Below are 23,027 nucleotides of genomic sequence, written 5' to 3' on the forward strand. Positions count from 1 at the left end.
ATCTTTATTGAAAACCTGTTTCCGACAATTCAAATGTCTATGTTTTCTGTCTTTACGCATAACGACAGGAAAAATTGCTCTACGGATTCCTCTACATTAAAATTTCTTCGGTAAATTTTTCTGGCGGAGAAAAACCCAAAGAAATCACCTTGACACTTATGACATATAATATTTTTCATGGTGAGCACTAATCTACACCATAGGTAGATATTCTTCCAAAAAAGAATTTTGAAATTTCCCCTTGGGATCAAATTCCCTTACAATACTTTTAAATTCATCCAAACGCACGTATTGATCTTTTAGATACTCCGCAGGTAGCGTAAAGAGCTTCGCCCAATGTGGACGCACTTGAAAAGGTTTCAGTTCATTTTCAATTTTGGGAAGTAGTCTTTGGACATTTGGCCAATCCTGCTTCCATGTAAAATGGATGGCAATGCTATCCCTTCCATACGCCGGGCTTAGCCAAAGTCTATCCGCAGCTATGGATCTTATTTCGGATATTAACAAATGGGGAAAGATTTCATCACCCATTCTATACATTGCATTTATTGCTTCAACAGCATGAGTTCTGGGAACAAAAAACTCAGATTGGAGTTCTTTCCCGCTACTTGGAGTAAAATCCATTTTGAAATGGGGAAGCCGTTCATGCCATGGTCCAGGAAGACCCATTTGCTCCGTGCAATTTTCCGCAGAAATCTCCCGTATAGGGTGTAAATGGTCGCTGGCAAGGGTGGCACCAAAGTAATCCGAAGCAACACGCGGTATTTGCATTCCCTGAATTCTGACTTTTTGCCAAATCTGATTGATTCTTTCTTTTTGCCAGTCCGTAAATAGACTGACACTGTATGCGCTGGAAAATATCTCCTCAAAATGATCCTGCAAGGAAGCTAATGGCAGGTCCTCGTAAACAAACTGGACCATATCGAATGTTGGCCGAATGGATAGGGTAAGCTTTGTAACAATTCCCATCGCCCCCAGATTTACAATCATCCCACTAAACCTCCCCACATCCTGATTTTTAGTAGACCGTATTCTTTCACCTTCTGCCGTATACATTTCGATACCGACTACAATAGAAGGAAGGTTGCCATTGGAATCGCCGGATCCATGGGTACCCGTGGCGCAGGCACCCGCAACGGAAATGTGGGGCAGAGATGCCAAGTTATGCAACGCAAACCCTGATTCATGGAGCTTGGCAGCTAATACGCCATATTGTACCCCGCCACTTACGGTTACGGTCTGGTTAACACGGTCTATCTCAATTTGATTGGCCAGCCTATCCAGGGACAGGTGTCTATATTGGGTGTCGGCAATGGTATTAAATGAATGGCGGGTACCCAAGGCCTTCACCTTATTATGGCTGCGCACAAGGATTTGGAGATCCTCTACAGTTTCCGGCTGGTCTAGATCGCTTGCGTGGTAGGTAAGGTTGCCTGCCCAGTTTAACCGGGCAGGCTGTTTGGGAGTACTTTTACAAGACATCATAGGCATTACGTAATTGCCCGCTAAGATCAGGGTAGAAGTTTTAATAAACTGCCGCTTTTTCATGTATATTGAAAATCAAGGGAAAATACCCAGATCCAAATAACTAACAGCAATACGCTCCAATGCTACTGTAAATGCTGCTATCCGCAAAGTTTTTATCCCCTTAGATTTTCTGACACTATTCATATGATGATACGCTGTCACCATCGTCTCTTCCAATCCTGAGTTTACAAGATCTCTTTCACTGGCTCCGCGAACAATTAAGTCTTTTTGTTCATCAGTAAAAGTATCCCCTGTCGCATTTTCGATGCTTTCCAACAAAGCCTCATATTTTTTCATATCATACCGCTTCTCCAACTTACCAAAAGAAACCCGGGAAAGGTTTTTTAGCCATTCAAAATAAGAGACCGTAACACCACCTGCATTTAGATACATATCAGGAATAACCAAGACATTTTTTTCAATTAATATTTGGGCAGCCTCTTGGGTGACAGGACCATTTGCAGCTTCTCCAATAATTTTAGCCTGTATTTGACTTGCGTTTTTTTCTGTGATTACATTCTCCAGAGCTGCGGGAACCAAGATGTCGCATGGATAGGTGAGCATCTCAGCAGACTCCTCCACAAAATTCCCTTTGGGATATCCTTTAAACCCTTTGTTCTTTACCTGAAATGATTTCAATGCTTCTATATCTATCCCGCCTTCGTCAAATATGCCACCATTATACTCTGCTACACCTATAATTGTTGCGCCTGCTTCCTGCAAATATTTGGCCGCGTAATAACCTACATTTCCCAATCCCTGCACAATCACTTTCTTTCCACCAAGTCCCGTAGTTAAACCCAGAACATCCATATCCTCTTTTACACTAACTGCTTCACGGATTCCTATATACACACCCATACCAGTGGCCTCGGTACGTCCATCAATTCCGTGCTGGGAAAGCGGCTTTCCAGTAACGCAGCCTTTTGCGTTGATTGCATTCGGATTAAAAGCTTCATATGTATCCACAATCCAAGACATCTCCCTTGCTCCAGTTCCGTAGTCAGGAGCAGGAACATCGATCGCCGGGCCGATGAAGTTTTTCTTGATCAACTCGGAAGTATATCTCCGCGTGATACGTTCAAGTTGGGTAGCGTTGTATTTATTGGGGTCAATACTTACTCCACCCTTTGCTCCTCCATAGGGGATATTAACCAGCGCACATTTATAGGTCATCAAAGCGGCCAATCCCTTAACTTCTTCCTCGTCAACAAAACTACTGTACCGAATACCGCCCTTTACAGGCAATTTATGGTGTGAATGCTGTACTCGGTAACCTTTGAGCACTTCGTAGGTACCGTCGTCATTGCGCAGTGGAAAATGGAATTTGTAGATGCTGTTGCATTCTTTGATTTGACTTAATAATCCCGGATGTATATCCAGATATACAGCTGCCAAATCAACGACTTTACTAACATCCTTAAATAAGCTATATTCTTCTTTTACTTCACCCATGATATTTTTTGCTTTTGTAATTATTTTAAACGTTGGTCATTGGAAATATAATTTCCAGGCCATGAACTGTAAAATGAAAATATCCCTAAGCCTCTTCCCAGAGATCAGACTGTTTGTAGGGACTTCCCGGAATATCCGTAAAGAAACTTCCATCAATATATCGAAATTTATGGTTGATGGTTTTTATTTTTTCCATATCTGAGGAATCGAGTATTATATCCTTAGAGGCGAGGTTTTGTTTGATTCGTTCGTTTGATACCGATTTGGGGATGACTGCGGTATTTCTGTGAATTGCCCATGAAATCAACACTTGGGCTGGAGAAACGGAATGCTTTTTGGCAATTTCATGGATGGACTTTTCTTCCAACAAGACGGGATCATCGTCGCTTCTTCGTCCCTTTGGCCTATCTCCAGAGCCCAGTGGAGAATAAGCAGTGACGGCAATGCCTTTATTTTTACAGAAATCCAAAAGTCGGTATTGTGGCAAATAAGGATGCAATTCAATTTGATTCATTTCAGGTGCCAATTCAGCCGATTGCAAGATCATATTGAGCTTGGCTATATTAAAATTTGAGACGCCAATATGTCGGGCTTTACCTGATTTTTTAAGCTTTTCCATCCCGCTCCAAGTACTTGTAAGTGGAACCTGTTCATACGTAAGGTAATCGTCGCCTTCCTTTGGAAACATAACCTCACTTTTTAGGGAAACAGGCCAATGTATCAGGTAAAGATCCACGTAATCCAACTTTAGATCTGCTAATGTCTGATCCAAGCCCACTTCTACCATATGTTCTTCATGAACATTGTTCCATAGCTTTGAAGTAATAAAAACGTCCTCCCTTTTAACCAGCCCATCTGAAAATGCTTTCGCAAGAGCCTCTCCGACCTCCTTTTCGTTTTGGTAAATGGCCGCACAATCAATGTGTCTGTACCCAGCCTCCAGTGCCCATAGAACTGCCTGAAACACCTCGCCTGGAGCTGATTTCCAAGTCCCTAGACCTAACATAGGCATTTTGTCACCATTTGCAAACGTGATGTATTTCATAGAATTTATTAGTTGGTAGTTAGTTTATAATTATACATTGAATTCTTCCCAAAGGTCACTCAACTTGTATGGGCTGTCGAACTTAATCCATGCAGGACCTGAGGTATACCTGTAAGGCCCTTCGAGGAAGCTAATTTGCTCCATGTCTTCCTCATCCAACGCAACGTGAATAGATTCAAGATTTTCCCGTATCCGCTGGTGGTTGACAGATTTAGGTATGACGGCAATTCCTCCAAGCATTCCCCAAGCCAGAACGATTTGGGCAGGGGTTGATTTGTGTTTGTCGGCAATCCTCCGAATGGTTGTGTTTTCAAGCAATATGGGATGATTGACTTCCTCGTTGGCTACCCTATAGGCGGCCCCCAATGGGCCATATGCCGTTAGAAAAATCCTGTTTTTCTCACAGAAAGAAGTTAAGGTTTCCTGTTGAAGAAACGGATGAAGCTCCACTTGGTTTACCTCAGGGCGAATTTTTGCAACTGCCAGTATTTCCGCCAGTTTACTTGTATTGAAATTGGACACCCCTATATGCCGCGTAAGGCCTTGTCCTACAAGCTGCTCCATTGCGGTCCAAGTGGAGGTTAATGGAGAATCTGTATAGCTGATAAAATTTTCTTTTTTGGTAGGGAAATCCACACCTTTCTTTAATGACACAGGCCAATGGACCAAATATAAATCCAAATACTCCAATTGCAGATTTCTTAGCGTGAGCTGCAAGGCTGGTAACACATCAGCAGGAGCATGTGAGTCATTCCACAATTTGGATGTGATCCAAAGTTCTTCCCTGATTACCCAACCTTCCGCAAAGGCTTTTTGTAAGGCCTCTCCGATTTCCTTTTCGTTTTTATAAATGTGCGCACAATCAAAATGCCTATATCCCAATTGGATGGCGGCTAAAACAGCTTCATAAACTTCATTGGGTTTTGATTGCCAGGTACCAAGCCCTATAGCGGGCATTTGATCTCCATTCGCAAACGTTAGTTTTTTGGTCATGAATAACAGTAAAAATGAGTAATATCACATCAGATTTTTGATAAATGAAAGATACTAAAAAAAGCGTGAACCTCCGAACTGAGGCATATTTATTATAAAAAAACTACTTGAAATTCACCAAAGGTCCAGCACTGAGCTAAAGACCTTTGGTGTGCAATGTGAATTACCTCTACAATCCGAATATTGAAGGCAGCCAAAGAGACAAACCTGGAAAAAGGGTTATAATTAATAAACCGATGATCATCGTAATAAAAAAGGGTAGAAGTGGGAAGAAAACCTTGGCAATACTCGATTTAGCCACCCCTACACCCACAAATAAGACGGACCCTACCGGTGGCGTACAAACGCCAATACACAAATTAAGCACCATCATGATGCCAAAGTGAACAGGATCAATACCCAATGTCACAACAGCCGGAAGGAAAATAGGGGTAAAAATTAGCACTGCAGGAGTCATATCCATAAACGTACCCACAAACAACAAGATCAAATTGATAATGATTAAGATTACAAACTTATTGTCGCTGAGAGCAAGTAAAGTCGTACTAATCGATTGGGGGATATTTTCACTGGACATCGCCCAGGACATGCTCATGGATGTCGCTATTAGCAACATGACGATGGCTGTCGTCTCAGATGACTTGAGAAGAATCCGCGGCAGGTCCTTAAATGATATCTCCCTGTATATAAGTGACAAAATAATCGTATAAACCACGGCTATAGCAGAAGCTTCCGTTGCGGTAAAAACGCCAATCACTATCCCGCCAATAACAACTACCAGCAAAAAAAGGCTGGGGAGTGCATCTAAGAATTTCTTTGCCAACTCTTTCAAGGGGGTTAATTCTCCCGCAGGTAAGTTATGCTTTTTGATGAACACTGCTGCCGTAATCATCAGCATTAGACCTATCAATAGGCCTGGAATATATCCCGCAACGAACAATGCGGCGATAGAAACTCCTCCACTCGCTAATGAATATACAATTAATACATTGGAAGGCGGAATAATTAAGCCTGTAGTCGAAGAAGTAATATTCACCGCCGCTCCCAATTCTCTTGGATAGCCTTCTTTTTCCATCCGGGGTGCCAATATTCCCCCTATGGCTGATGCGGCAGCCACAGCGGAACCGGCTATGGCACCGAAAAGCATGGAAGCGATAACATTCACGTATAACAAGCCCCCCGGTAGTCTGCCGGTAAGTGCTTTGGCAAGGTTAATCAACCGGTTGGCAATCCCTCCCTTGTTCATGATCTCTCCTGCCAAAATAAAAAATGGAATAGCTAAAAGGGCAAAACTGTCCAAACCGGTTCCCATTCGCTGGGCAATGGTAGTGGCTGAAGGTACCGTAGCAATGGTTACTGTAAGGGTCAAAAAGCTGGAGAGACCTAAGCTCCAGGCAACGGGCACGCCCAATGCCATTAAAGTAATAAAACTGAGAACAAGTATTATGATGCTGACATATTCCATGCTACTGATTTGTTTGGGTTAATGGTTGACTGAGGATATTTTTAATCTCGACGATTTGGTAAAAAATGACGAGAAGTCCACTGATGGGAATCATTGCATAGACATAGGCCAATGGTAATCCCAACGTAGCGGATTTTTGCCCTAGTACATAGGTGATATAAACCAAATTTCCCCCACCAAGCACCATGACTGGCAGTACAAACGCAACAATCACCAAACTGATAAATATCATCAGCCTTCGCTTAGGCGCTCCATAGAGCTTTTGGGGATACAAATCTATGGCGAGATGTTCATTTTTGCCGGCCACATAGGCCGCCCCAAGCATACCCAACCAAACCAACAGATACCGGGAAAGCTCATCTGTGTACGAACTTGGAGACTGAAACACATATCTGGACAATACCTGCCAAGTTACGTTTATTACCATAACACCCAAGATCACTATCAGCATCACGGATACCATTCTGTCTATTTTCTTCTTAAGTTCTATCATTGCCTTTAGTAACTTTTAATTTTCTGTACCAACGCATACATTTCGGGATCTTCGATTTTCAAGGCCTCGTAAACTTTTTCAGCTTCCTTTTCAAAAGGGGCCTTATCGGGGTACGATACCTGTACTCCTGCTTCCTGCAAGACCTTCATCGACTCTTCCACAGATTCTGCCCATAGCTCATATTGGAATGTTGCGGATTCGTCCGCCGCTTCTTGCAACCAAAGCCTTTCCTGTTCTGAAAGCCTTTCCCATACCTTTGTACTGACAATCATCATGTCGGGAACGGCTGTGTGTTCATTGATACTATAGAATTTACACACCTCATAGTGTCTGGAGGTTAATAAACTCGGCGGATTATTTTCAGCACCATCTACAATCCCTTGCTGAAGTGCCGTGTACAATTCCCCAAAGGAAACCGGAGTAGGAGATCCACCAAAGCTCTGAATCAACCGAACTGCCGTTGGACTTTCCATGACCCGGATTTTCAATCCCCGGATATCTTCCGGAGTATTGACTGGTTTGTCTTTTGTATAAAAGCTACGTTTTCCAGCATCATAAAAACATAATCCCTTGAACCAATATTTTTCACCAGCGGCCAACAATTCCTTGCCAATAGGACCCTCCAATACCTTGACCTGATGGGCGTCATCTCTAAATAAATAAGGTTGGCTTAACACTTTAATCTCCGGAGCAAAACCCTCCATGGCAGCCGTGGAAACTTTTGTCATGGCGAGACTTCCAATTTGAAGCAACTCTACCAGTTCCCTTTCGGAACCCAGCTGTTGATTGGGATAGACTTGAATTATCATCTCCCCTCCTGATTTTTCTTCAATCCGGTCGGCCATAAATATCATGGCCTCATGTACGGGATGGCTCGTGTCAAGACCGTGGCCGAGTTTTAGGATCCGTACTCCTCCCGGCTTGGAACAGGCTGAAAACGTCAGCACTAACAGGATTGAAAAACCTGTTCGAAATAGATTAAATCGGGAATTCTTGTTAATTGATTCTCTCATTGGTGATTATTATGGATGAATTGATTGGTACTTTTTAGCAAAAAGCAAAACAAATCTTTTACCGCCTAAAACTACATTGGTTTAGGCAAAAAATATAGTATGTTGTCTTTCTTTTTCCAGAAACGTACGTGTTTTATGTAGAAGGTATCTTTCTCAGCGAAGCAGTTTGCCGACATTTTCTCCTTTGACCAAATGCTCAACTTCCTCCACCGTTACAAAATTGGCATCCCCGGAAATCGAGTGCTTTAATACCGAAGCTGCGAGAGCGAAGGTCAGCGCATCCTTATCTGCTTTGTTCAATAACCCGAAAATAAGGCCCGCCATAAATGCATCCCCTCCTCCTACCCGATCCACTATATCAGGCATGTCAAACGTAGGTCCTTGAATCAATTCATTCCCGTTCCATAAAACCCCTGACAGCTTATTGTGGGTTGAGCTTACCGCATCCCGATGTGTTGTGGACACATATTGAATCTGGGGAAAAAGTAATTTTGCCTTTTCGCAAGCTATGACAAAATCATCTTCCAGAATATCGAGGCAATTGCCAAAATCCGTTAAGCCTGCAATAATCACGTCGGTATATTGGATAAGGTCAGGCATCACATCTATGGGAGTTTTCCCGTATTGCCAGAGGTTTCGCCGATAATTGATGTCACCGCTGACCTTTACGCCATGTTCATGAGCTGCCTTTACCGCCTGAAGGCACAATTTGGCGGCTGGCGCTGAAATTGCCGGGGTAATTCCCGTCCAGTGAAACCAATCAGCACCGGCAAAGACCTTCTTCCAATCCACCTGATCGCCATCAAATCGGGAAAAGGCAGAATCGAAGCGGTCGTAAATGATCTTAGACGATCGATGCATGGATCCGTTTTCAAAGAAATAAAGCCCCATACGTCCCTTTCCTAAAAAAACAAAAGAGGTATCTATATTAGATGAACGCAAATAGCGGACTCCCGCCCTGCCGATCTCGTGATCCGGAAAGGCGCAAATATGGGCTACTGATTGCCCCCAATAAGCTAGTGAGGCAGCAACATTGGCCTCTGCACCGCCAAATTGAACTTCGTAATTGTGGGTTTGTATGAATCGCTCATGACCAGGGGTGGAAAGCCTCATCATGACCTCTCCCAATGTAATTATGCGTTTGGACATTCGAGTTTTCTTTTTTGAAGTTAGGTTTAAAATTCAAAAAACTGAAAAAAAAGCTAAGCAGCCCACCTTTTTCAGTCGATTTTTCCATAAATTGTGCAATCGATTGCTCAATATAAGTAAATAAATGAAATGAAACACAACGTTCTAAAAATACATCCCAAGGACAATGTCTTGGTTGCGCTGACTGATTTAAACAAAGGCGACAACATTACCTTTGAAAACCAAACCATTACGCTCAAGACTTCCGTCAATGCAAAACATAAATATGCCCAACAGGATTTTGCTACGGGCGATTACGTTTATATGTATGGCATTATCGTGGGAAAAGCCAAAGCTCCAATAGAAAAAGGTGCCGCCATCACCACCGAAAATTTGGCTCACGCTACATCTCCCTATACAGGCAAGCGGGAAAGCACTCCTTGGGAAGCACCCGATGTAAGCCATTGGACGGGCCGAACTTTTGATGGATATTACCGAGCCGATGGAAAAGTAGGGACTTCAAATTACTGGCTGGTCGTTCCACTTGTGTTTTGTGAAAATCGAAATGTGGATATCATGAAGCAAGCCTTTGTAGAAGAACTCGGATTTGCGAAACCCAACCCCTACAAATCCTTTGTACAACAGATGAAGGCAGTGTATGAGAAAGGTGAGGGACACAAAATCGCATCCATGGATTTACAGACAGTGGAGCGTGATGCCAATAGCCGCCTCTTCCAGCAGGTAGATGGAATTAAATTCCTCACCCATCAGGGAGGCTGCGGAGGTACCCGGCAAGATTCGGAAGCTCTCTGCGCTTTGATTGCCGGCTATATAGCCAATCCTAATGTGGCTGGCGCGACAATCCTAAGCCTTGGCTGTCAAAACGCCCAGCCTGCTATTTTAAGAGAAAAACTTGCCGCCATTGACCCGGATCTAAAAAAACCGGTGATCATCCTGGAGCAACAAAAAGAAGGAACTGAATCCCAACTAATAACCAGGGCTATCCAGGAAACTTTTTTGGGATTGGTAGATGCTGATCAGCTACAACGGAAACCTGCACCGCTGAGCCAATTGACTATTGGATTGGAATGTGGGGGGTCAGATGGTTTTTCGGGTATTTCCGCCAATCCAGCCGTTGGACATGTCTCCGACATTCTTGCAGCTATTGGAGGCAAAACTATTCTTTCCGAATTCCCGGAACTTTGTGGAGTGGAGCAGGAGCTAATAAACAGGTGCACCACAGATGCCAATGCGGAAAAATTTGTGCATTTAATGCGTACCTACTCTGCTTCTGCCGAAGCTGTTGGGTCTGGATTTGATATGAATCCTTCTCCGGGCAATATTAAAGATGGATTAATTACCGATGCCATTAAATCTGCGGGAGCGGCAAAAAAAGGAGGTACATCCCCTATTGTAGACATTCTGGATTATACAGAGCAAGCCACCAAACCAGGACTTAATTTGCTTTGTACTCCTGGAAACGACGTAGAAAGTACCACAGCGATGGCAGGATCAGGAGCAACTATCATCCTATTTACAACAGGCTTGGGAACTCCTACCGGTAATCCTATTACTCCTGTGATCAAAGTTTCCTCCAACCACCGAATGGCCAAAAAAATGTCCGATATCATCGATGTGGATACAGGGTTTGTGGTCTCGGGTGAAAAAACAATCGCCGAGGTAGGTGATGACATGTTTGAGTTTATTATACAAGTAGCCAGCGGAAAAATCAAACCCAAAGCTGTTGAATTGAATCAAGATGATTTTATACCTTGGAAAAGAGGTGTATCTTTATAAACTTTAAATTCAAAATCGACAAATTAATAACCAACTCATGTCAAATTTATTTTCAGTAAAAAATAAAATCATCATGGTCTCCGGAGCTACCGGAGTATTGGGCAAGGCGATGGCAAAACACCTCGCAACAGAAGGTGCCCAGATCATTGTTTTGGGAAGAAACCCAGAGAAGGTGAACACTCTGGTCAATGATATAAAGGATGAAGGGGGATTTGCCCATCCCGCTGTAGCTGATGTGACACAAGAAGATCAACTTCAGGCTCTTTATAAGGAGATTGCTTCGGAATTTGACCAAATTGATGTGCTCATCAATGCCGCCGGAGGAAATATGCCCGGAGCGGTTGTAATGCCCGATCAATTTTTGACAGACCTGTCCGGAGAGGATGTGAGAAAAATCATGGACTTGAATTACATGGGTACATTTTTGCCAACTAAGGTTTTTTTACCGTTGATGACAGGAAACAAAAAAGGAAGTATTGTCAATATATCTTCAATGGCTGCTTCCCGGCCAATGACTCGGGTTATGGGTTATGCCTCTGCAAAGGCGGCCGTTGATAACCTTACAAAGTGGTTGGCCACAGAATTTGCCAAAAAATACGGTGAGGGTATGCGTGTCAATGCTGTTGCGCCCGGCTTTTTCCTGACCGAGCAAAACCGAACTTTACTAACAAATAAAGACGGAAGCCTAACAGAAAGAGGAAATCTGATAATTCAAAACACGCCGATGGCAAGGTTTGGCAGTCCGGATGAACTTTTTGGTGCAGTTCAGTTTCTTTGTAGTGACGCTTCTAAATTTGTCACGGGTGCCATTATTGAGGTTGATGGGGGATTTAACGTTTTTGCGGGAGTATGAGCGAACAAGCAATTTATATGGAGCAGACCATGAGATGGTACGGTCCCAAAGATCCTGTCAGTCTTGCTGACATCCTTCAGGCTGGAGCTACTGGCATCGTAACGGCACTACACGATATTCCCAATGGGGAAGTTTGGTCTCGGGAAGCCATTAGAGAACGGCAAAAAATCGTATCTGAAGGTGGGTTAACCTGGTCGGTTGTAGAGAGTGTACCCGTACATGAAAGTATCAAAACACGCAGAGGTGATTTTGAGCGACACATTGCCAATTACCAACAAACTATTCGTAATCTGGGGGCTGAGGGTATTCAGGTGCTTTGCTATAATTTTATGCCCATTCTGGACTGGACGAGAACTGATTTGGGTTATACCTTGGATAACGGTTCCAAAGCGTTGCGTTTTGACATGACCTCCTTGGCGGCATTCGATGTGTTTATATTAAAACGACCCGGAGCTGAAAAAGACTATACGCCCGCAATCTTGGCGAAGGCGCAGACTTATGCAGAAAACCTGCCAGATGAAGGCCGGGAAAAACTCGTACGAACGATTATTGCAGGACTTCCCGGGGCAGAAGCTGGATATACCGTAGAAGACTTTCAAGAGACGCTCAATACCTATGAAGGAATTGATGCCGAAAAACTTGCCCTTCATCTACAATTATTCCTGGATGCCATCATTCCGGTGGCGGAAGAGAGTGGCGTCTTTATCTGTATACATCCCGATGATCCGCCATTTCCGATATTTGGATTGCCAAGGGTAGTTAGTACAGCCAAAGACTATGACCGCATTCTTGCCGGGAACAATAGTCCGCACAACGGATTTACCTATTGTACAGGCTCCCTGGGGGTCAGGGCTGACAATGATCTTCCTGAGATGGTTCGTAAGTATGGGGATTATTTCCACTTCATCCACCTAAGAAGTACGCAACGGGACGAGGAAGGGAATTTCTATGAAGCGAATCATCTTGAGGGCGATGTTCCCATGATAGATGTGGTAAGAGAATTGGTATTGCTCCAGCAGCGGCGTAAAAAATCCCTGCCTATGCGCCCCGATCACGGTCATCAAATGCTCGATGACTTGGGCAAAACAACCAATCCCGGTTATTCCGCAATCGGAAGGCTAAAAGGCTTGGCGGAATTGCGTGGGTTGGAAAAAGGGCTTATTCACACCATATTATAAAAACCAATGATTGGAATAAAAAAAATCGATACCAATAAAAACCAAAATGAAAAATAAAAAAAACATCCAAGTCCGCAGGGAATTTCTCAAAAAAACTGCCTTGACCACTGCGGGCATTGCCACCTTGGGATCTATCGGCTTCTCTGCTAAAAGTTACGCCAAAATCATCGGTGCAAATGATAGGATAAACGTAGCGATAGCTGGGCTGGGTAGAAGACTCGGAGCATTCTATCAACCTATAGGTCTAAAAACCAGCAACGTCAATTTGGTATACTTATGTGATGTGATGGCCTCCCAACGGGAAAAGGCTGCGAGCAACTTTGCAAAGGTCATTGATTACAAACCTAAATTGGAGAACAGCATCCTGAAAGTGATTGAGGACAAGGAAGTGGACGCATTAATCAATGCCACTCCCGATCATTGGCATGCACCCGGCACTTGGCTGGCCTTGGAGGCTGGAAAGCATGTCTATGTGGAAAAGCCCTGTAGCCATAACCCCTATGAGGGAGAATTGCTAGTTGCCTACCAGAAGAGGTATAATAAGGTAGTTCAAATGGGGAATCAACAGCGGTCCGCCCCTGAAAGTATTGAAGTCATCAAAGACATTCACGAAGGAAAGATTGGAAATGCTTATAAAGCCACCGCTTTCTACAATTCCGCAAGGGGAGAAGTTCCTCTTCCCCAGAAAGCTTCTCCGCCTGATGGGTTGGATTGGGAATTGTTTCAGGGTCCAGCACCGCGGAAAGAGTACACCCATGATACTTGGAATTACAACTGGCATTGGTACGGCTGGGATTACGGCACTGCCGAATCAGGAAACAATGCAACCCACGAACTGGATGTGGCTAGATGGGCACTTGATGTTCACTTTCCTAGCCGCGTGATCGTTGACTCCGGCAAATACCACTGGCCCAACGACGGCTGGACCATGTATGACACTATGGATGCTGTATTTAAATTTGAAGACAACAAGACTATCCAATGGGATGGTAAGAGCCGAAATGGCTACAATACCTTTGGACCTACTGGACGGGGAACGGTTATTTATGGTACAGAAGGAACGGTATTTATTGATAGAGGAGGATACAAAATGTATGACAGAGCGGGCAAGCTAATTAAAGAGAATGCTTCCGGAAGTGACGAAGGAGGTACGCAACTTGGAGGTGGCGGCGGCATGTCGACGAGACATGTGGTAAATTTCTTTGAAGCGATTCGAGGCAAAGAAGAACAACGCTCGCCTATTCTTGAAGGTGCGAAAAGTGTTCTGTTATGTCACTTAGCCAATATCGCTTCCCGAACCGGGGAGATCTTGGAATGCGACTCAAGCAATGGCCATATCAAAAACAGCAAAAAAGGTAAGGGCCTTTGGAAGCGGGAGTATGAAAAAGGCTGGGAACCCAATTTGAAAGTTTAACTTCGAAATAAAGTTCTATATAAATCCATTTTGCCATTTACCAATTAATGGTCCATTTGCTCAAAACAGGTAGTACACATAGGGGCGCTAGCTCCTATGTGTACTACTTTAAAAAATTACAAAACCCAAAACACTTATGAATATTCGCCATTTCTTACACACCCTGCTTTCTCTTTCTTTATGTTTGATGGTGACATTGGTAACATTTGCCAATAATCCAGAATCGACTGCACCCATGCAAAATGATGAACGCATTTCGCTCGTCCGAAACGATGCGGAAAAAAAAGTTGACGTCTATATTGACGGGGAACATTTCACCTCCTACATGTACCCTTCTACTATTGACAAACCCGTTTTATATCCTATCAAAACTTCCAAAGGCGCCTTTATTACCCGTGGTTACCCCATCGCTAACCGTCCGGGGGAGCGTGTGGACCATCCCCACCATATCGGCCTTTGGCTGAATTACGGCGATGTAAACGGGTTGGATTTCTGGAATAATTCTGATGCCATTCCCGCAGATCGGAAAAGCAAATACGGTTCCATTGTTCACAAGGAAATCAAACAGACCAAAAGCGGTAAAAACGAAGGCATTTTGGAAGTAAGCATGGACTGGGTAGACCATCAGGGCAATGTATTGCTGAAGGAAAACACTACCTTTATCTTTAGCGGCAAAGGTGACAAACGGTCAATTGACCGCATCACTACCCTCACCGCCCAAGGACAGGAAGTTTCTTTTACCGACAATAAAGAAGGTATGCTGGGACTACGTATGGCCCGTGAATTGGAGCACCCATCTAATAAGCCTGAAAAATTTACCGATGCTCAAGGCAATCCCACTGATGTTCCTTCTATGAACAATGAAGGTGTCACTGGCATGTATAGAAGTAGCGAAGGAATAGAGGGAGATGACGTATGGGGTACCCGTGGCAAATGGATGAATCTTTCCGGAACTATAGAAGGAGAAAACATTTCTGTCGCCATCCTGGACCATCCAAAAAATGTAGGTTATCCTACTTACTGGCATGCCAGAGGATACGGCTTATATGCCGCAAATCCCCTAGGTCAAAAAGCAATGAGCGACGGCAAAGATGAACTCAACCACAAGCTAAAAAGTGGGGAGTCAATAACATTTAAGCATCGCATTATCGTTTATTCCGGAAAGAAAGCTGGAGATAAGGATTTGGAGAAGGATTTTAAAAGCTTTGCTAAGTAAGTTGATGAGGCGATGGGTTGATGAGTCGATGGGTTAATTGGTTTTTGGCCTTTATGACCGCACCAATGTTTTCCAGCTTCAAAATTTATTCAAATCCGTCTTTGAACTGCCCCCCTAAATCCCCCCTGTAGGGGGGCCTTTAGAGCCCGTCAAAAAAGACAATCTTCTCCATTGACGATTCTTCCGGGGCGGAGCAACCAATCCAACCTACAAACCTATAGACTCATCGACCTTTAGAACCATAGACCTATAGACCAATCAACTAATAACCCCATCAATTTCCAATACCTCCAAGTTGTTTTCCCCAACCATAAGGATAAGCCCCCAACCATTCCCAAAAGTTTTCCCGATGAATGGTTTTCACGGTTTTGGGATTGTAGGCTTCAATAAATGATTTTGGTATTTTTCCTTTGGCTTTAGGATTCCATTTGAATTCAAAGGCATGGATTTCCCCATCAATTTCCTCAACATAATCCACTTCCTGACCTCTGACAGTTCTCCAAAAATATGTCCTTCCGTAAAATCCATGATAATTGAGTAATTTTTGACGTTCCGCAATCAAAAAGTTTTCCCAGAGTTGTCCGATATCATTTCGGTTGGACAATGGCGCATAATTTCCAATGATGGAATTGCGCATGCCGTTATCTACAAAAAATATCTTTCTGTTACTTGTTATTTCGGATCGAAGGTTTCTACTAAAGGGATTTAATCTGAAAATTATATATGCCTTTTCCAAAAGATCCAAATAGCTGGAGACAGTTGCTTTATCTGCTTGGATGGTGTTGCTCAACTCGTTATAGCTTACTTCCGAACCTACCTGCCATGCTAAAGCCTGTAGTAATTTGTTGAGTAACTCAGGTTTTCGAATACCCTGGAAATTAAGTAGGTCTTTATATAAATAGCTTGAAGATAGATTTTGAAGTAACGGAATTTTTTCTCCGGAATGTGTGAGTATTTCAGGATAAGCTCCAAAAACCAAAAGGCTTTCAAGTTTTGGCAAAGCTTTAGCTAAACCTTTCCAGCCTATTATTTCCTCCCAAGAAACAGGAAATATTCTGTATTCCCATTTTCTTCCCGTTAAAGGTTCATAGATGGTGCTAGCAAGTTCAAGAGAAGATGATCCGGTAACAATCAATTGGACATCATTAAAATTATCAATGATTAGTTTGAGTGTCAACCCTATATTCTGGATTCTTTGCGCCTCATCGATAACGATTACCTTTGAATCTCCCAAGTAGGCTTTAAGAAATTCAAGGCTTGAATTGGCCAGAAGTTCTTGGGTTTGAATTTCATCCCCATTCAAAAGAAGAAAATCAGGATCCAGATCACGGGCTAATTTATTGACAAGTGTAGATTTCCCTACTTGTCTTGGGCCAAGCAAAATCAAGGCTTTTTTCCAATCTACTTTTGCAGCTAGACTTTTCTCAAGAAATCTGGTGATATGCATATTCAGAGATCGTAATCCCCAAATATACGTATATTTAGGGATTACGATCCCTATAATTACATATTTTTCCTCCAGTTTTAGTATATGGTGAAAGACTCACCTTTGATTTTAACAAAATTTAAGCGGCATCTCTTACAACGGATCACATCATATGTAATCGGTTAATACGATCATTCGTAATTTATTTTGATAAATCATTTGAACAACCCCAGAGGGGTGGCCGATATAGTAGCCGTGGGTTTCAACCCAGGGGTATGAAACGATTACCCGTAGCATCGTTTTGGCCGCTATCACGTTAGTTCTGCCCACACGTTCCCGCCAAAACCGATTCAATGGTCGGTCTGCCTTCTTTTTCTCAGGACGCTGGTTTCGATCGAATAAACAATTTAAAAAATCAATCTGAATTAAAAGTCGTTTCCAAGGCATCATACATTTGATTATACAATTTTTCTTCTTCAAAGGAAAAATTCGCATATTGAATTATTGAATAAGATTTTTTTAAGCTTTCAACGGCTTCAAACATATGCTGTTCGTCATCCAAAAGCTCCTTTTGATTTACAAAATATTCATAGGATTCTGTATTGTTTTTTTTCAATACACCTATTAACTCTTCAAGTTTAATTTGCAAATCTTTCATTCAACCGATTTATTATCAAACGCCAACAAAGGTAATGCTACCTTTATACCCTTTACTATTTTCTTACTATTCATCTTGTCATTTTCCCAATGTTTCCCCGGCTAGGTGTAGTTAAAAGTCAACTTTTTATCTTTGGAATTTGAATTACCAGTTGTCATCGTGAAGCCGAAATTTTTAAATTTTTGATTCTAAAAAGAGCTCCAAAAGCTCATAAAAAAAATTCAGCTCTGTTTTTTCGTCTGTTATATTATAAATTTCCTTATCTGCATTTATTTGCACTTCTACCAGCCTACCTTCATCAATCTTAACTTTGTAAATACAAATTCCAGTCCAACTTCTATAAAAATACAATACACTTTCCTTGTAGCAAATTAACCATCTATCGTCCATATCGACGGGGATTTTTCCTTTCCGCACAATATTCATCTCATTCTCCAATAATTTTTTATCAAGCTTTAATTTCATAAACGGGCCTGAAAAATCTTTCTGTTTTCCCATTTTTATCTTTTGGTTAGTTTGGACAATAATAGTCTGAATTGTTCCATAAAAAATCTGAGAATTTGAACTTCTCCATCACCATATCTATTTGGTGAAGGGATATTGTGAGTAATTTTCTTTAAGACAATTTCCCTCCCATACTGCATACCTCACCTCCGTAGATCACCAGCTCTTCATTTCCTCTCTGATCTGCTTTAAAGTTTTTACACGGCCTTCACTGATGTCCCTTTCTGCCGTTTCCGCTCTAGCTATCAGCTCCTCTTTTGTGATACCTATGCCATCCGGCCTATACCCGGCTGATGAAGATGCTTGGTCTGCTTTGATCAGTCCATGTATAAGCTTTAATAAACGATCATCTGCATGTTCAAGGTATTGGTTTATTTCTTCCCGGATATTAACTGGTTCCATTGGTTTAATGGTATTTTACCGTGAAGATAACGATTTCATTTTACTATTTGATTCGTGTTCACGAGAGGTTATTCAATATCTGGCTTCGTTACGTTTTTATACCCGTTCCCTAATCCCCGCAGATACGAAGTCCCATAAATAGAAAAGCACAATTTTTCCTTTCATAAAAAATGGGTACGTACACCTCAGCTTAAATCGCTACTTATGTCAATTCCATGTTTATTTTTCCCGTCCATCAATTACCCTGAACCGAACATATAATTCGTTAGGTTCAATTGGCCGATTTTATAAATAAAGCACTAAATTGTGAGTTCAAAAAGACATAAGTCTACAACGTTTTGAAATGATAATCCTTAAACGCAAATATCAGTTATGACTTCATCCATTAATAGAAGGAAATTTATAGGTACGGCTGTTATGGCAGGTATGGGCATTGGCCTTTCTTCGGAGCTTGCTGCTTTTTCAAGCCGCACTGGAATAAACAATGCCAAACGGGTCGGAATCATCGGGCTGGACACATCTCACAGTATCGCCTTTACCAAAGCATTCAATGCTTCGGATGCTGCCGCTGATCTGGGAGGATATAAGGTGGTGGCCGCCTATCCCTACGGCAGCAAAGAAATCAAATCCTCCGTGGACCGGATCCCAGGATACATCAAGGAAATCAAAGAATTGGGAGTAGAAGTAGTCGATTCCATCAAAAGTCTCCTTGACAAAGTAGATTTTGTTCTGCTTGAAACAAATGACGGAAGGTTACACCTGGAGCAGGCTCTTGAGGTATTTAAAGCTGGGAAGCCTATGTTTATAGACAAGCCCATATCAGCCTCTTTAGCTCATACATTGGCTATTTTTAATGCTGCGGAAAAATACAATCAGCCTACTTTTTCATCCAGCTCACTACGGTATATGGAAAATGTCATTGCCGTCAACAAAGGGAAGATAGGCAAGGTGCTGGGAGCAGATGCGTACAGTCCATCTACACTGGAACCCACCCACCCTGATTTGTTTTGGTACGGAATCCACGGGGTAGAAACCCTCTTTGCGGTCATGGGGCAAGGTTGTAAGACCGTTCAACGGACCTTTCAGCCGGACATGGAAGTGGTGGTGGGCACTTGGGAAGACGGCAGGATCGGAACTTTCCGAGGCTTGCGTTCCGGAAAAACGGGCTATGGAGGCACAGCCTTTGGATCAGAGGGAATTATTGAGTTGGGTCCATACGGAGGCTACAGGCCATTATTGGTAGAAATAGTCAATTTTTTCAACACCGGAAAACCACCGATCGACCCGAAAGAAACCATTGAAATGTTTGCGTTTATGGAAGCAGCCAGTGAGAGTAGAAGAAAAAAAGGGCAGGCTGTCAGTATAGCCGATGTTATGAAAAAGGCTCAAAAAGAAGCCGCTAAAATCAATATTTAACTCCCATTACTGAATAAAATATCCATGGAAAATTCCAGAAGAAAGTTTATGAAAAAAGCAGCATCAACCGCTGCAATAGCCTCTATGGGAGGAATACTCCCGGCATTTTCTGCGAAAAGTTACGCCAACATCGCAGGAGCTAACGAAAGAATCAACGTTGCCTGTATGGGAGTGGTTAGCCGCGGCATGGCTGTAGGAAGTAATTTTGCCGGACAGGAAAATTGTAATGTCATCTATAGCTGCGATGTTGACAGCAATGCTTCGGCAAAATTTGTCAACACAATCAACGGAATTCAAAACAGCAAACCCAAAGAAGAAAAAGATATCCGAAAGGTATTGGAGGATAAGGACGTGGATGCGTTGGTAGTTACCGCTCCAGACCATTGGCATGCTCCGGCTGCCATTCTCGGTGTACAGGCCGGTAAGCATGTCTATGTTGAAAAGCCTTGCAGCCATAATCCCAAAGAGGGAGAATTGCTAATTGAAGCACAAAAAAAATACAACAAAGTCATCCAAGTTGGAAATCAGCGCCGATCATGGCCTAACGTCGTGGCAGGTATTAAAGAAGTACATAACGGAGCAATCGGCAGGCCCTACATGGCCAAAACCTGGTATGCAAATACCAGGGGACCTATCGGTGTGGGCAAAAAAGTCGCTGTTCCTGATTGGCTTGATTTTGAACTCTGGCAGGGCCCTGCGCCCAGGGAAGAATTCCGGGACAATTTGATCCATTACAACTGGCATTGGTTTTGGAATTGGGGCACGGGTGAAGCACTAAATAACGGTACCCATATGGTCGATTTAGCGCGCTGGGGCTTGCAAGTTGACTATCCGACTATGGTTAATTCAGCCGGAGGTAGATATCAATTTCAGGACGACTGGGAAACTCCAGACACGCAAGTTATCAATATGGAATTTGAAGACAAAAGCATGATTACCTGGGAAGGGAGAAGTTGCAACGGAAAACGTATTGAAGACGAAGCAGTAGGCGTTTTGTTTTATGGAGATGAAGGTTCCTTATTGATAGGGGGAGGCAATTCCTATAAAATTTTCAACCTGAAAAATGAGGTCATCAAAGAAGTGAAAAATGACATGCCAATCGATCCCCAGAACAGGGTCAGTCCAGCACAAGCCTTGGATGCCATTCACATCCAAAACTTCTTTGACGGCATCAAAGACGGGATCGAAGTTAGGTCTGAAGTCATCGGAGCCCATCAAAGCACCTTGCTGGTTCAATTGGGCAATATCTCCCAGCGGGTAGGAAGATCATTGCAAATTGACCCATCCAACGGCCGCATAAAAAATGACAAAAAAGCCATGGCCCTCTGGAGCAGGGACTATGCGAAGGGTTGGGAACCCAAGGTTTAGACCTTTCCTAATTAATTCCAAATTATGTATTCAATAGCCCTGTTTGCGATTTGGCAAACAGGGCTACTTCTTATAGACCGTAAAAAACAAACACACCACCTACCGTATGGAACTTAGTTTAATTGACCTCCTAGTCATTGTATTATTTTTTGTGTTGATGCTAGGAATCGGGATTTGGTCCTATTTTAAAAACAGCAGTTCAGAGGATTATTTCGTAGCCGGGGGAACATTACCCTGGTGGCTATCCGGCATTTCCCACCATGTCTCCGGTTACAGTGGGGCTGTATTTGTAGCTTATGCGGGATTGGCCTATACTCATGGATTTTCTCTTTACATATGGTGGGCATTTACAATTGGATTAACCATCTTAGTCAGTGCTAAGATTTTCCCGGTGTATTGGGTGAGACTTAGAAAAAGGTTTCACATTCAATCTCCTTTAGAATTTCTTATTACCCGATATAACCTCCTCACGCAGCAGATCATGGCTTGGAGTGGAGTTACCTTAAAATTGTTTGATATTGGAGCAAAATGGGCAGCAATAGCCATTTTGCTAAATGTTTTTACAGGAGTTTCACTTCCTGTAGGCATATTGATATCTGGGGGGATATCATTGATCTATATAACTTTCGGTGGCTTATGGGCGGTTATTATCACCGACTTAGCCCAATTTATCGTACAGATTATCGCAGGCCTCGTCATGTTTGTTGTTGTCATCAACAAACTAGGCGGCATTTCTTCTGTTTTTACACTTTGGGATCAACTTCCTGCCGAAAATAGCCAAGCATTTAACGATCCCTATACGGTAGGCTTTGCGCTGGCTTTTCTATTTATCAATTTTCTTTCGTACAATGGAGGACAATGGAATCTGGCCACTAGATATATATCCTCTCCCAGTGAGCAACAGGCCACCAAAGCGGCTAGGCTGTCAGGTATTTTGTATATAGTTTGGCCATTAATTCTGTTCTTTCCCATGTGGGCCGCACCTGTAATCTTGCCTGCCATGGAAGACCCTACCCAGTCCTATGGCATCCTTACCATGGAGCTTCTGCCAGTTGGGCTGATTGGTTTGGTAGTAGCTTCCCTTTTTGCCAATACCATGTCCATGACCTCCTCGGATATCAATACAATATCCGCAGTTATCACCAGGGACATTCTTCCTGTTCTTTCCGAAAGGTTCAGGGATGGCAAAAATTCCCTTACAATCGCCAGGCTTACGACCTTTGTTTTTACGTTGGCTACTATTATTATTGCCTTGCAATTTGAAAAATTCGGAGGGGTCTTGGGACTAATTATCAGTTGGTTTGGTGCCTTAGTTGGGCCGATAGCAGTTCCTATGCTTTTCGGAGTAATACCATGGTTTAAATCCTGCGGACCAAAAGCTGCCATTTCATCCATCGTTATGGGGTTATTGGCGTTTATTTTCACCAAGTCGTATGATCTTGGAAGCTTAGCCCTGTCTATTAGCTTACCTGTCACCGTATCGACATTAACTTATATGATCGTCGGATTTACAAACCGACACGAAGTACCCGAAAAAGTTCAAACCATGCTCGATGACCTATCAGTTGAAAGGTGAAATAACCAACCTCCAATAGATAAAATTGATTCCTTTTTGGTGGCATTTAAAAATGACCACTAAGGTCACAAAGAAGACTCTAAGAGCACAAAGTTTAAAA

At 42.8% G+C, this 23,027-nt stretch carries 20 protein-coding genes; 8 read left to right on the forward strand and 12 right to left on the reverse strand.

Going from position 1 to position 23,027, the window contains the following annotated elements; translation table 11 throughout:
* Positions 1 to 192 precede the first annotated feature (192 nt).
* From FQ608_RS25745 to FQ608_RS25780, 8 genes are all read right to left on the reverse strand, one after another.
* A complete protein-coding gene (locus tag FQ608_RS25745; RefSeq protein ID WP_158861382.1) occupies positions 193 to 1,548 on the reverse strand; it encodes a D-arabinono-1,4-lactone oxidase in 1,356 nt (451 codons plus the stop codon).
* Positions 1,549 to 1,560: 12 nt separating this feature from the next.
* Complete coding sequence (locus tag FQ608_RS25750) at positions 1,561 to 2,982, reverse strand: Glu/Leu/Phe/Val family dehydrogenase (protein ID WP_158861384.1); 1,422 nt, start codon at positions 2,980 to 2,982, stop codon at positions 1,561 to 1,563.
* Between the two features lie 85 nt (positions 2,983 to 3,067).
* A complete protein-coding gene (locus FQ608_RS25755; RefSeq protein WP_158861386.1) occupies positions 3,068 to 4,027 on the reverse strand; it encodes an aldo/keto reductase in 960 nt (319 codons plus the stop codon).
* Between the two features lie 30 nt (positions 4,028 to 4,057).
* A complete protein-coding gene (locus FQ608_RS25760) occupies positions 4,058 to 5,020 on the reverse strand; it encodes an aldo/keto reductase (protein WP_234364406.1) in 963 nt (320 codons plus the stop codon).
* A gap of 169 nt (positions 5,021 to 5,189) precedes the next feature.
* The gene (locus FQ608_RS25765; protein WP_158861388.1) at positions 5,190 to 6,485 is read right to left on the reverse strand and encodes a TRAP transporter large permease; all 1,296 of its coding nucleotides are present in this window, start codon (positions 6,483 to 6,485) and stop codon (positions 5,190 to 5,192) included.
* 1 nt (position 6,486) lies between these two features.
* Positions 6,487 to 6,978, reverse strand: coding sequence for a TRAP transporter small permease (locus FQ608_RS25770; RefSeq protein ID WP_158861390.1), 492 nt, complete (start codon positions 6,976 to 6,978; stop codon positions 6,487 to 6,489).
* A 5-nt stretch (positions 6,979 to 6,983) separates the two neighbouring features.
* A complete protein-coding gene (locus FQ608_RS25775) occupies positions 6,984 to 7,991 on the reverse strand; it encodes a TRAP transporter substrate-binding protein (RefSeq protein WP_158861391.1) in 1,008 nt (335 codons plus the stop codon).
* A 153-nt stretch (positions 7,992 to 8,144) separates the two neighbouring features.
* Positions 8,145 to 9,140, reverse strand: a complete 996-nt coding sequence (locus tag FQ608_RS25780) for a sugar kinase (protein ID WP_158861392.1) — start codon at positions 9,138 to 9,140, stop codon at positions 8,145 to 8,147.
* 129 nt (positions 9,141 to 9,269) lie between these two features.
* On the opposite strand from FQ608_RS25780, the gene FQ608_RS25785 reads away from it, so the two are divergent.
* The 5 genes from FQ608_RS25785 (at position 9,270) to FQ608_RS25805 (ending at position 15,577) form a co-directional block, all read left to right on the forward strand.
* A complete protein-coding gene (locus FQ608_RS25785) occupies positions 9,270 to 10,916 on the forward strand; it encodes a UxaA family hydrolase (RefSeq protein WP_158861393.1) in 1,647 nt (548 codons plus the stop codon).
* Positions 10,917 to 10,953: 37 nt separating this feature from the next.
* Positions 10,954 to 11,769 (forward strand): SDR family oxidoreductase, encoded by an 816-nt coding sequence (locus tag FQ608_RS25790; protein WP_158861394.1) that lies wholly within the window; start codon positions 10,954 to 10,956, stop codon positions 11,767 to 11,769.
* On the forward strand, positions 11,766 to 12,947 hold the full coding sequence (gene uxuA, locus FQ608_RS25795) for a mannonate dehydratase (RefSeq protein ID WP_234364407.1): 1,182 nt from the start codon (positions 11,766 to 11,768) through the stop codon (positions 12,945 to 12,947). Before FQ608_RS25790 ends, uxuA begins: the two co-directional genes overlap by 4 nt.
* A 46-nt stretch (positions 12,948 to 12,993) precedes the next feature.
* The gene (locus FQ608_RS25800; RefSeq protein WP_158861395.1) at positions 12,994 to 14,361 is read left to right on the forward strand and encodes a Gfo/Idh/MocA family protein; all 1,368 of its coding nucleotides are present in this window, start codon (positions 12,994 to 12,996) and stop codon (positions 14,359 to 14,361) included.
* Positions 14,362 to 14,497: 136 nt separating this feature from the next.
* Positions 14,498 to 15,577 (forward strand): DUF6807 domain-containing protein, encoded by a 1,080-nt coding sequence (locus tag FQ608_RS25805; protein ID WP_317168961.1) that lies wholly within the window; start codon positions 14,498 to 14,500, stop codon positions 15,575 to 15,577.
* 274 nt (positions 15,578 to 15,851) lie between these two features.
* Here FQ608_RS25805 and FQ608_RS25810 read toward each other — a convergent pair whose 3' ends face one another.
* The 4 genes from FQ608_RS25810 to FQ608_RS25825 all read right to left on the reverse strand — a co-directional run bounded on the left by FQ608_RS25810 (position 15,852) and on the right by FQ608_RS25825 (position 18,567).
* The gene (locus FQ608_RS25810; RefSeq protein WP_158861396.1) at positions 15,852 to 17,024 is read right to left on the reverse strand and encodes an ATP-binding protein; all 1,173 of its coding nucleotides are present in this window, start codon (positions 17,022 to 17,024) and stop codon (positions 15,852 to 15,854) included.
* 394 nt (positions 17,025 to 17,418) lie between these two features.
* Positions 17,419 to 17,661 (reverse strand): hypothetical protein, encoded by a 243-nt coding sequence (locus tag FQ608_RS25815; protein ID WP_158861397.1) that lies wholly within the window; start codon positions 17,659 to 17,661, stop codon positions 17,419 to 17,421.
* A gap of 174 nt (positions 17,662 to 17,835) precedes the next feature.
* On the reverse strand, positions 17,836 to 18,159 hold the full coding sequence (locus tag FQ608_RS25820; protein ID WP_158861398.1) for a hypothetical protein: 324 nt from the start codon (positions 18,157 to 18,159) through the stop codon (positions 17,836 to 17,838).
* A 162-nt stretch (positions 18,160 to 18,321) separates the two neighbouring features.
* Positions 18,322 to 18,567 carry a hypothetical protein gene (locus tag FQ608_RS25825; protein ID WP_158861399.1) on the reverse strand — a complete coding sequence of 82 codons (246 nt, stop codon included), beginning with the start codon at positions 18,565 to 18,567 and terminating at the stop codon, positions 18,322 to 18,324.
* 372 nt (positions 18,568 to 18,939) lie between these two features.
* Between FQ608_RS25825 and FQ608_RS25830 the strand changes: the two genes are divergently transcribed.
* The 3 genes from FQ608_RS25830 to FQ608_RS25840 all read left to right on the forward strand — a co-directional run bounded on the left by FQ608_RS25830 (position 18,940) and on the right by FQ608_RS25840 (position 22,927).
* Positions 18,940 to 19,983, forward strand: a complete 1,044-nt coding sequence (locus FQ608_RS25830; protein WP_158861400.1) for a Gfo/Idh/MocA family protein — start codon at positions 18,940 to 18,942, stop codon at positions 19,981 to 19,983.
* A 48-nt stretch (positions 19,984 to 20,031) separates the two neighbouring features.
* On the forward strand, positions 20,032 to 21,351 hold the full coding sequence (locus FQ608_RS25835) for a Gfo/Idh/MocA family protein (protein WP_234364408.1): 1,320 nt from the start codon (positions 20,032 to 20,034) through the stop codon (positions 21,349 to 21,351).
* A gap of 106 nt (positions 21,352 to 21,457) precedes the next feature.
* Positions 21,458 to 22,927, forward strand: coding sequence for a sodium:solute symporter family protein (locus FQ608_RS25840; RefSeq protein WP_158861402.1), 1,470 nt, complete (start codon positions 21,458 to 21,460; stop codon positions 22,925 to 22,927).
* Positions 22,928 to 23,027: the final 100 nt, after the last annotated feature.

This window comes from Lunatibacter salilacus (genome assembly GCF_009797935.1).
Lineage (GTDB): Bacteria > Bacteroidota > Bacteroidia > Cytophagales > Cyclobacteriaceae > Lunatibacter > Lunatibacter salilacus.

Coding starts and splice junctions, on each gene's coding strand:
- FQ608_RS25790 (WP_158861394.1), top strand. CDS start 10,954: ATGTCAAATTTATTTTCAGTAAAAAATAAAATCATCATGGTCTCCGGA.
- FQ608_RS25750 (WP_158861384.1), bottom strand. CDS start 2,982: ATGGGTGAAGTAAAAGAAGAATATAGCTTATTTAAGGATGTTAGTAAA.
- FQ608_RS25830 (WP_158861400.1), top strand. CDS start 18,940: ATGACTTCATCCATTAATAGAAGGAAATTTATAGGTACGGCTGTTATG.
- FQ608_RS25785 (WP_158861393.1), top strand. CDS start 9,270: ATGAAACACAACGTTCTAAAAATACATCCCAAGGACAATGTCTTGGTT.
- FQ608_RS25840 (WP_158861402.1), top strand. CDS start 21,458: ATGGAACTTAGTTTAATTGACCTCCTAGTCATTGTATTATTTTTTGTG.
- FQ608_RS25745 (WP_158861382.1), bottom strand. CDS start 1,548: ATGAAAAAGCGGCAGTTTATTAAAACTTCTACCCTGATCTTAGCGGGC.
- FQ608_RS25810 (WP_158861396.1), bottom strand. CDS start 17,024: ATGCATATCACCAGATTTCTTGAGAAAAGTCTAGCTGCAAAAGTAGAT.
- FQ608_RS25780 (WP_158861392.1), bottom strand. CDS start 9,140: ATGTCCAAACGCATAATTACATTGGGAGAGGTCATGATGAGGCTTTCC.
- FQ608_RS25755 (WP_158861386.1), bottom strand. CDS start 4,027: ATGAAATACATCACGTTTGCAAATGGTGACAAAATGCCTATGTTAGGT.
- FQ608_RS25820 (WP_158861398.1), bottom strand. CDS start 18,159: ATGGGAAAACAGAAAGATTTTTCAGGCCCGTTTATGAAATTAAAGCTT.
- FQ608_RS25770 (WP_158861390.1), bottom strand. CDS start 6,978: ATGATAGAACTTAAGAAGAAAATAGACAGAATGGTATCCGTGATGCTG.
- uxuA (WP_234364407.1), top strand. CDS start 11,766: ATGAGCGAACAAGCAATTTATATGGAGCAGACCATGAGATGGTACGGT.
- FQ608_RS25800 (WP_158861395.1), top strand. CDS start 12,994: ATGAAAAATAAAAAAAACATCCAAGTCCGCAGGGAATTTCTCAAAAAA.
- FQ608_RS25760 (WP_234364406.1), bottom strand. CDS start 5,020: ATGACCAAAAAACTAACGTTTGCGAATGGAGATCAAATGCCCGCTATA.
- FQ608_RS25825 (WP_158861399.1), bottom strand. CDS start 18,567: ATGGAACCAGTTAATATCCGGGAAGAAATAAACCAATACCTTGAACAT.
- FQ608_RS25835 (WP_234364408.1), top strand. CDS start 20,032: ATGAAAAAAGCAGCATCAACCGCTGCAATAGCCTCTATGGGAGGAATA.
- FQ608_RS25815 (WP_158861397.1), bottom strand. CDS start 17,661: ATGAAAGATTTGCAAATTAAACTTGAAGAGTTAATAGGTGTATTGAAA.
- FQ608_RS25775 (WP_158861391.1), bottom strand. CDS start 7,991: ATGAGAGAATCAATTAACAAGAATTCCCGATTTAATCTATTTCGAACA.
- FQ608_RS25765 (WP_158861388.1), bottom strand. CDS start 6,485: ATGGAATATGTCAGCATCATAATACTTGTTCTCAGTTTTATTACTTTA.
- FQ608_RS25805 (WP_317168961.1), top strand. CDS start 14,498: ATGAATATTCGCCATTTCTTACACACCCTGCTTTCTCTTTCTTTATGT.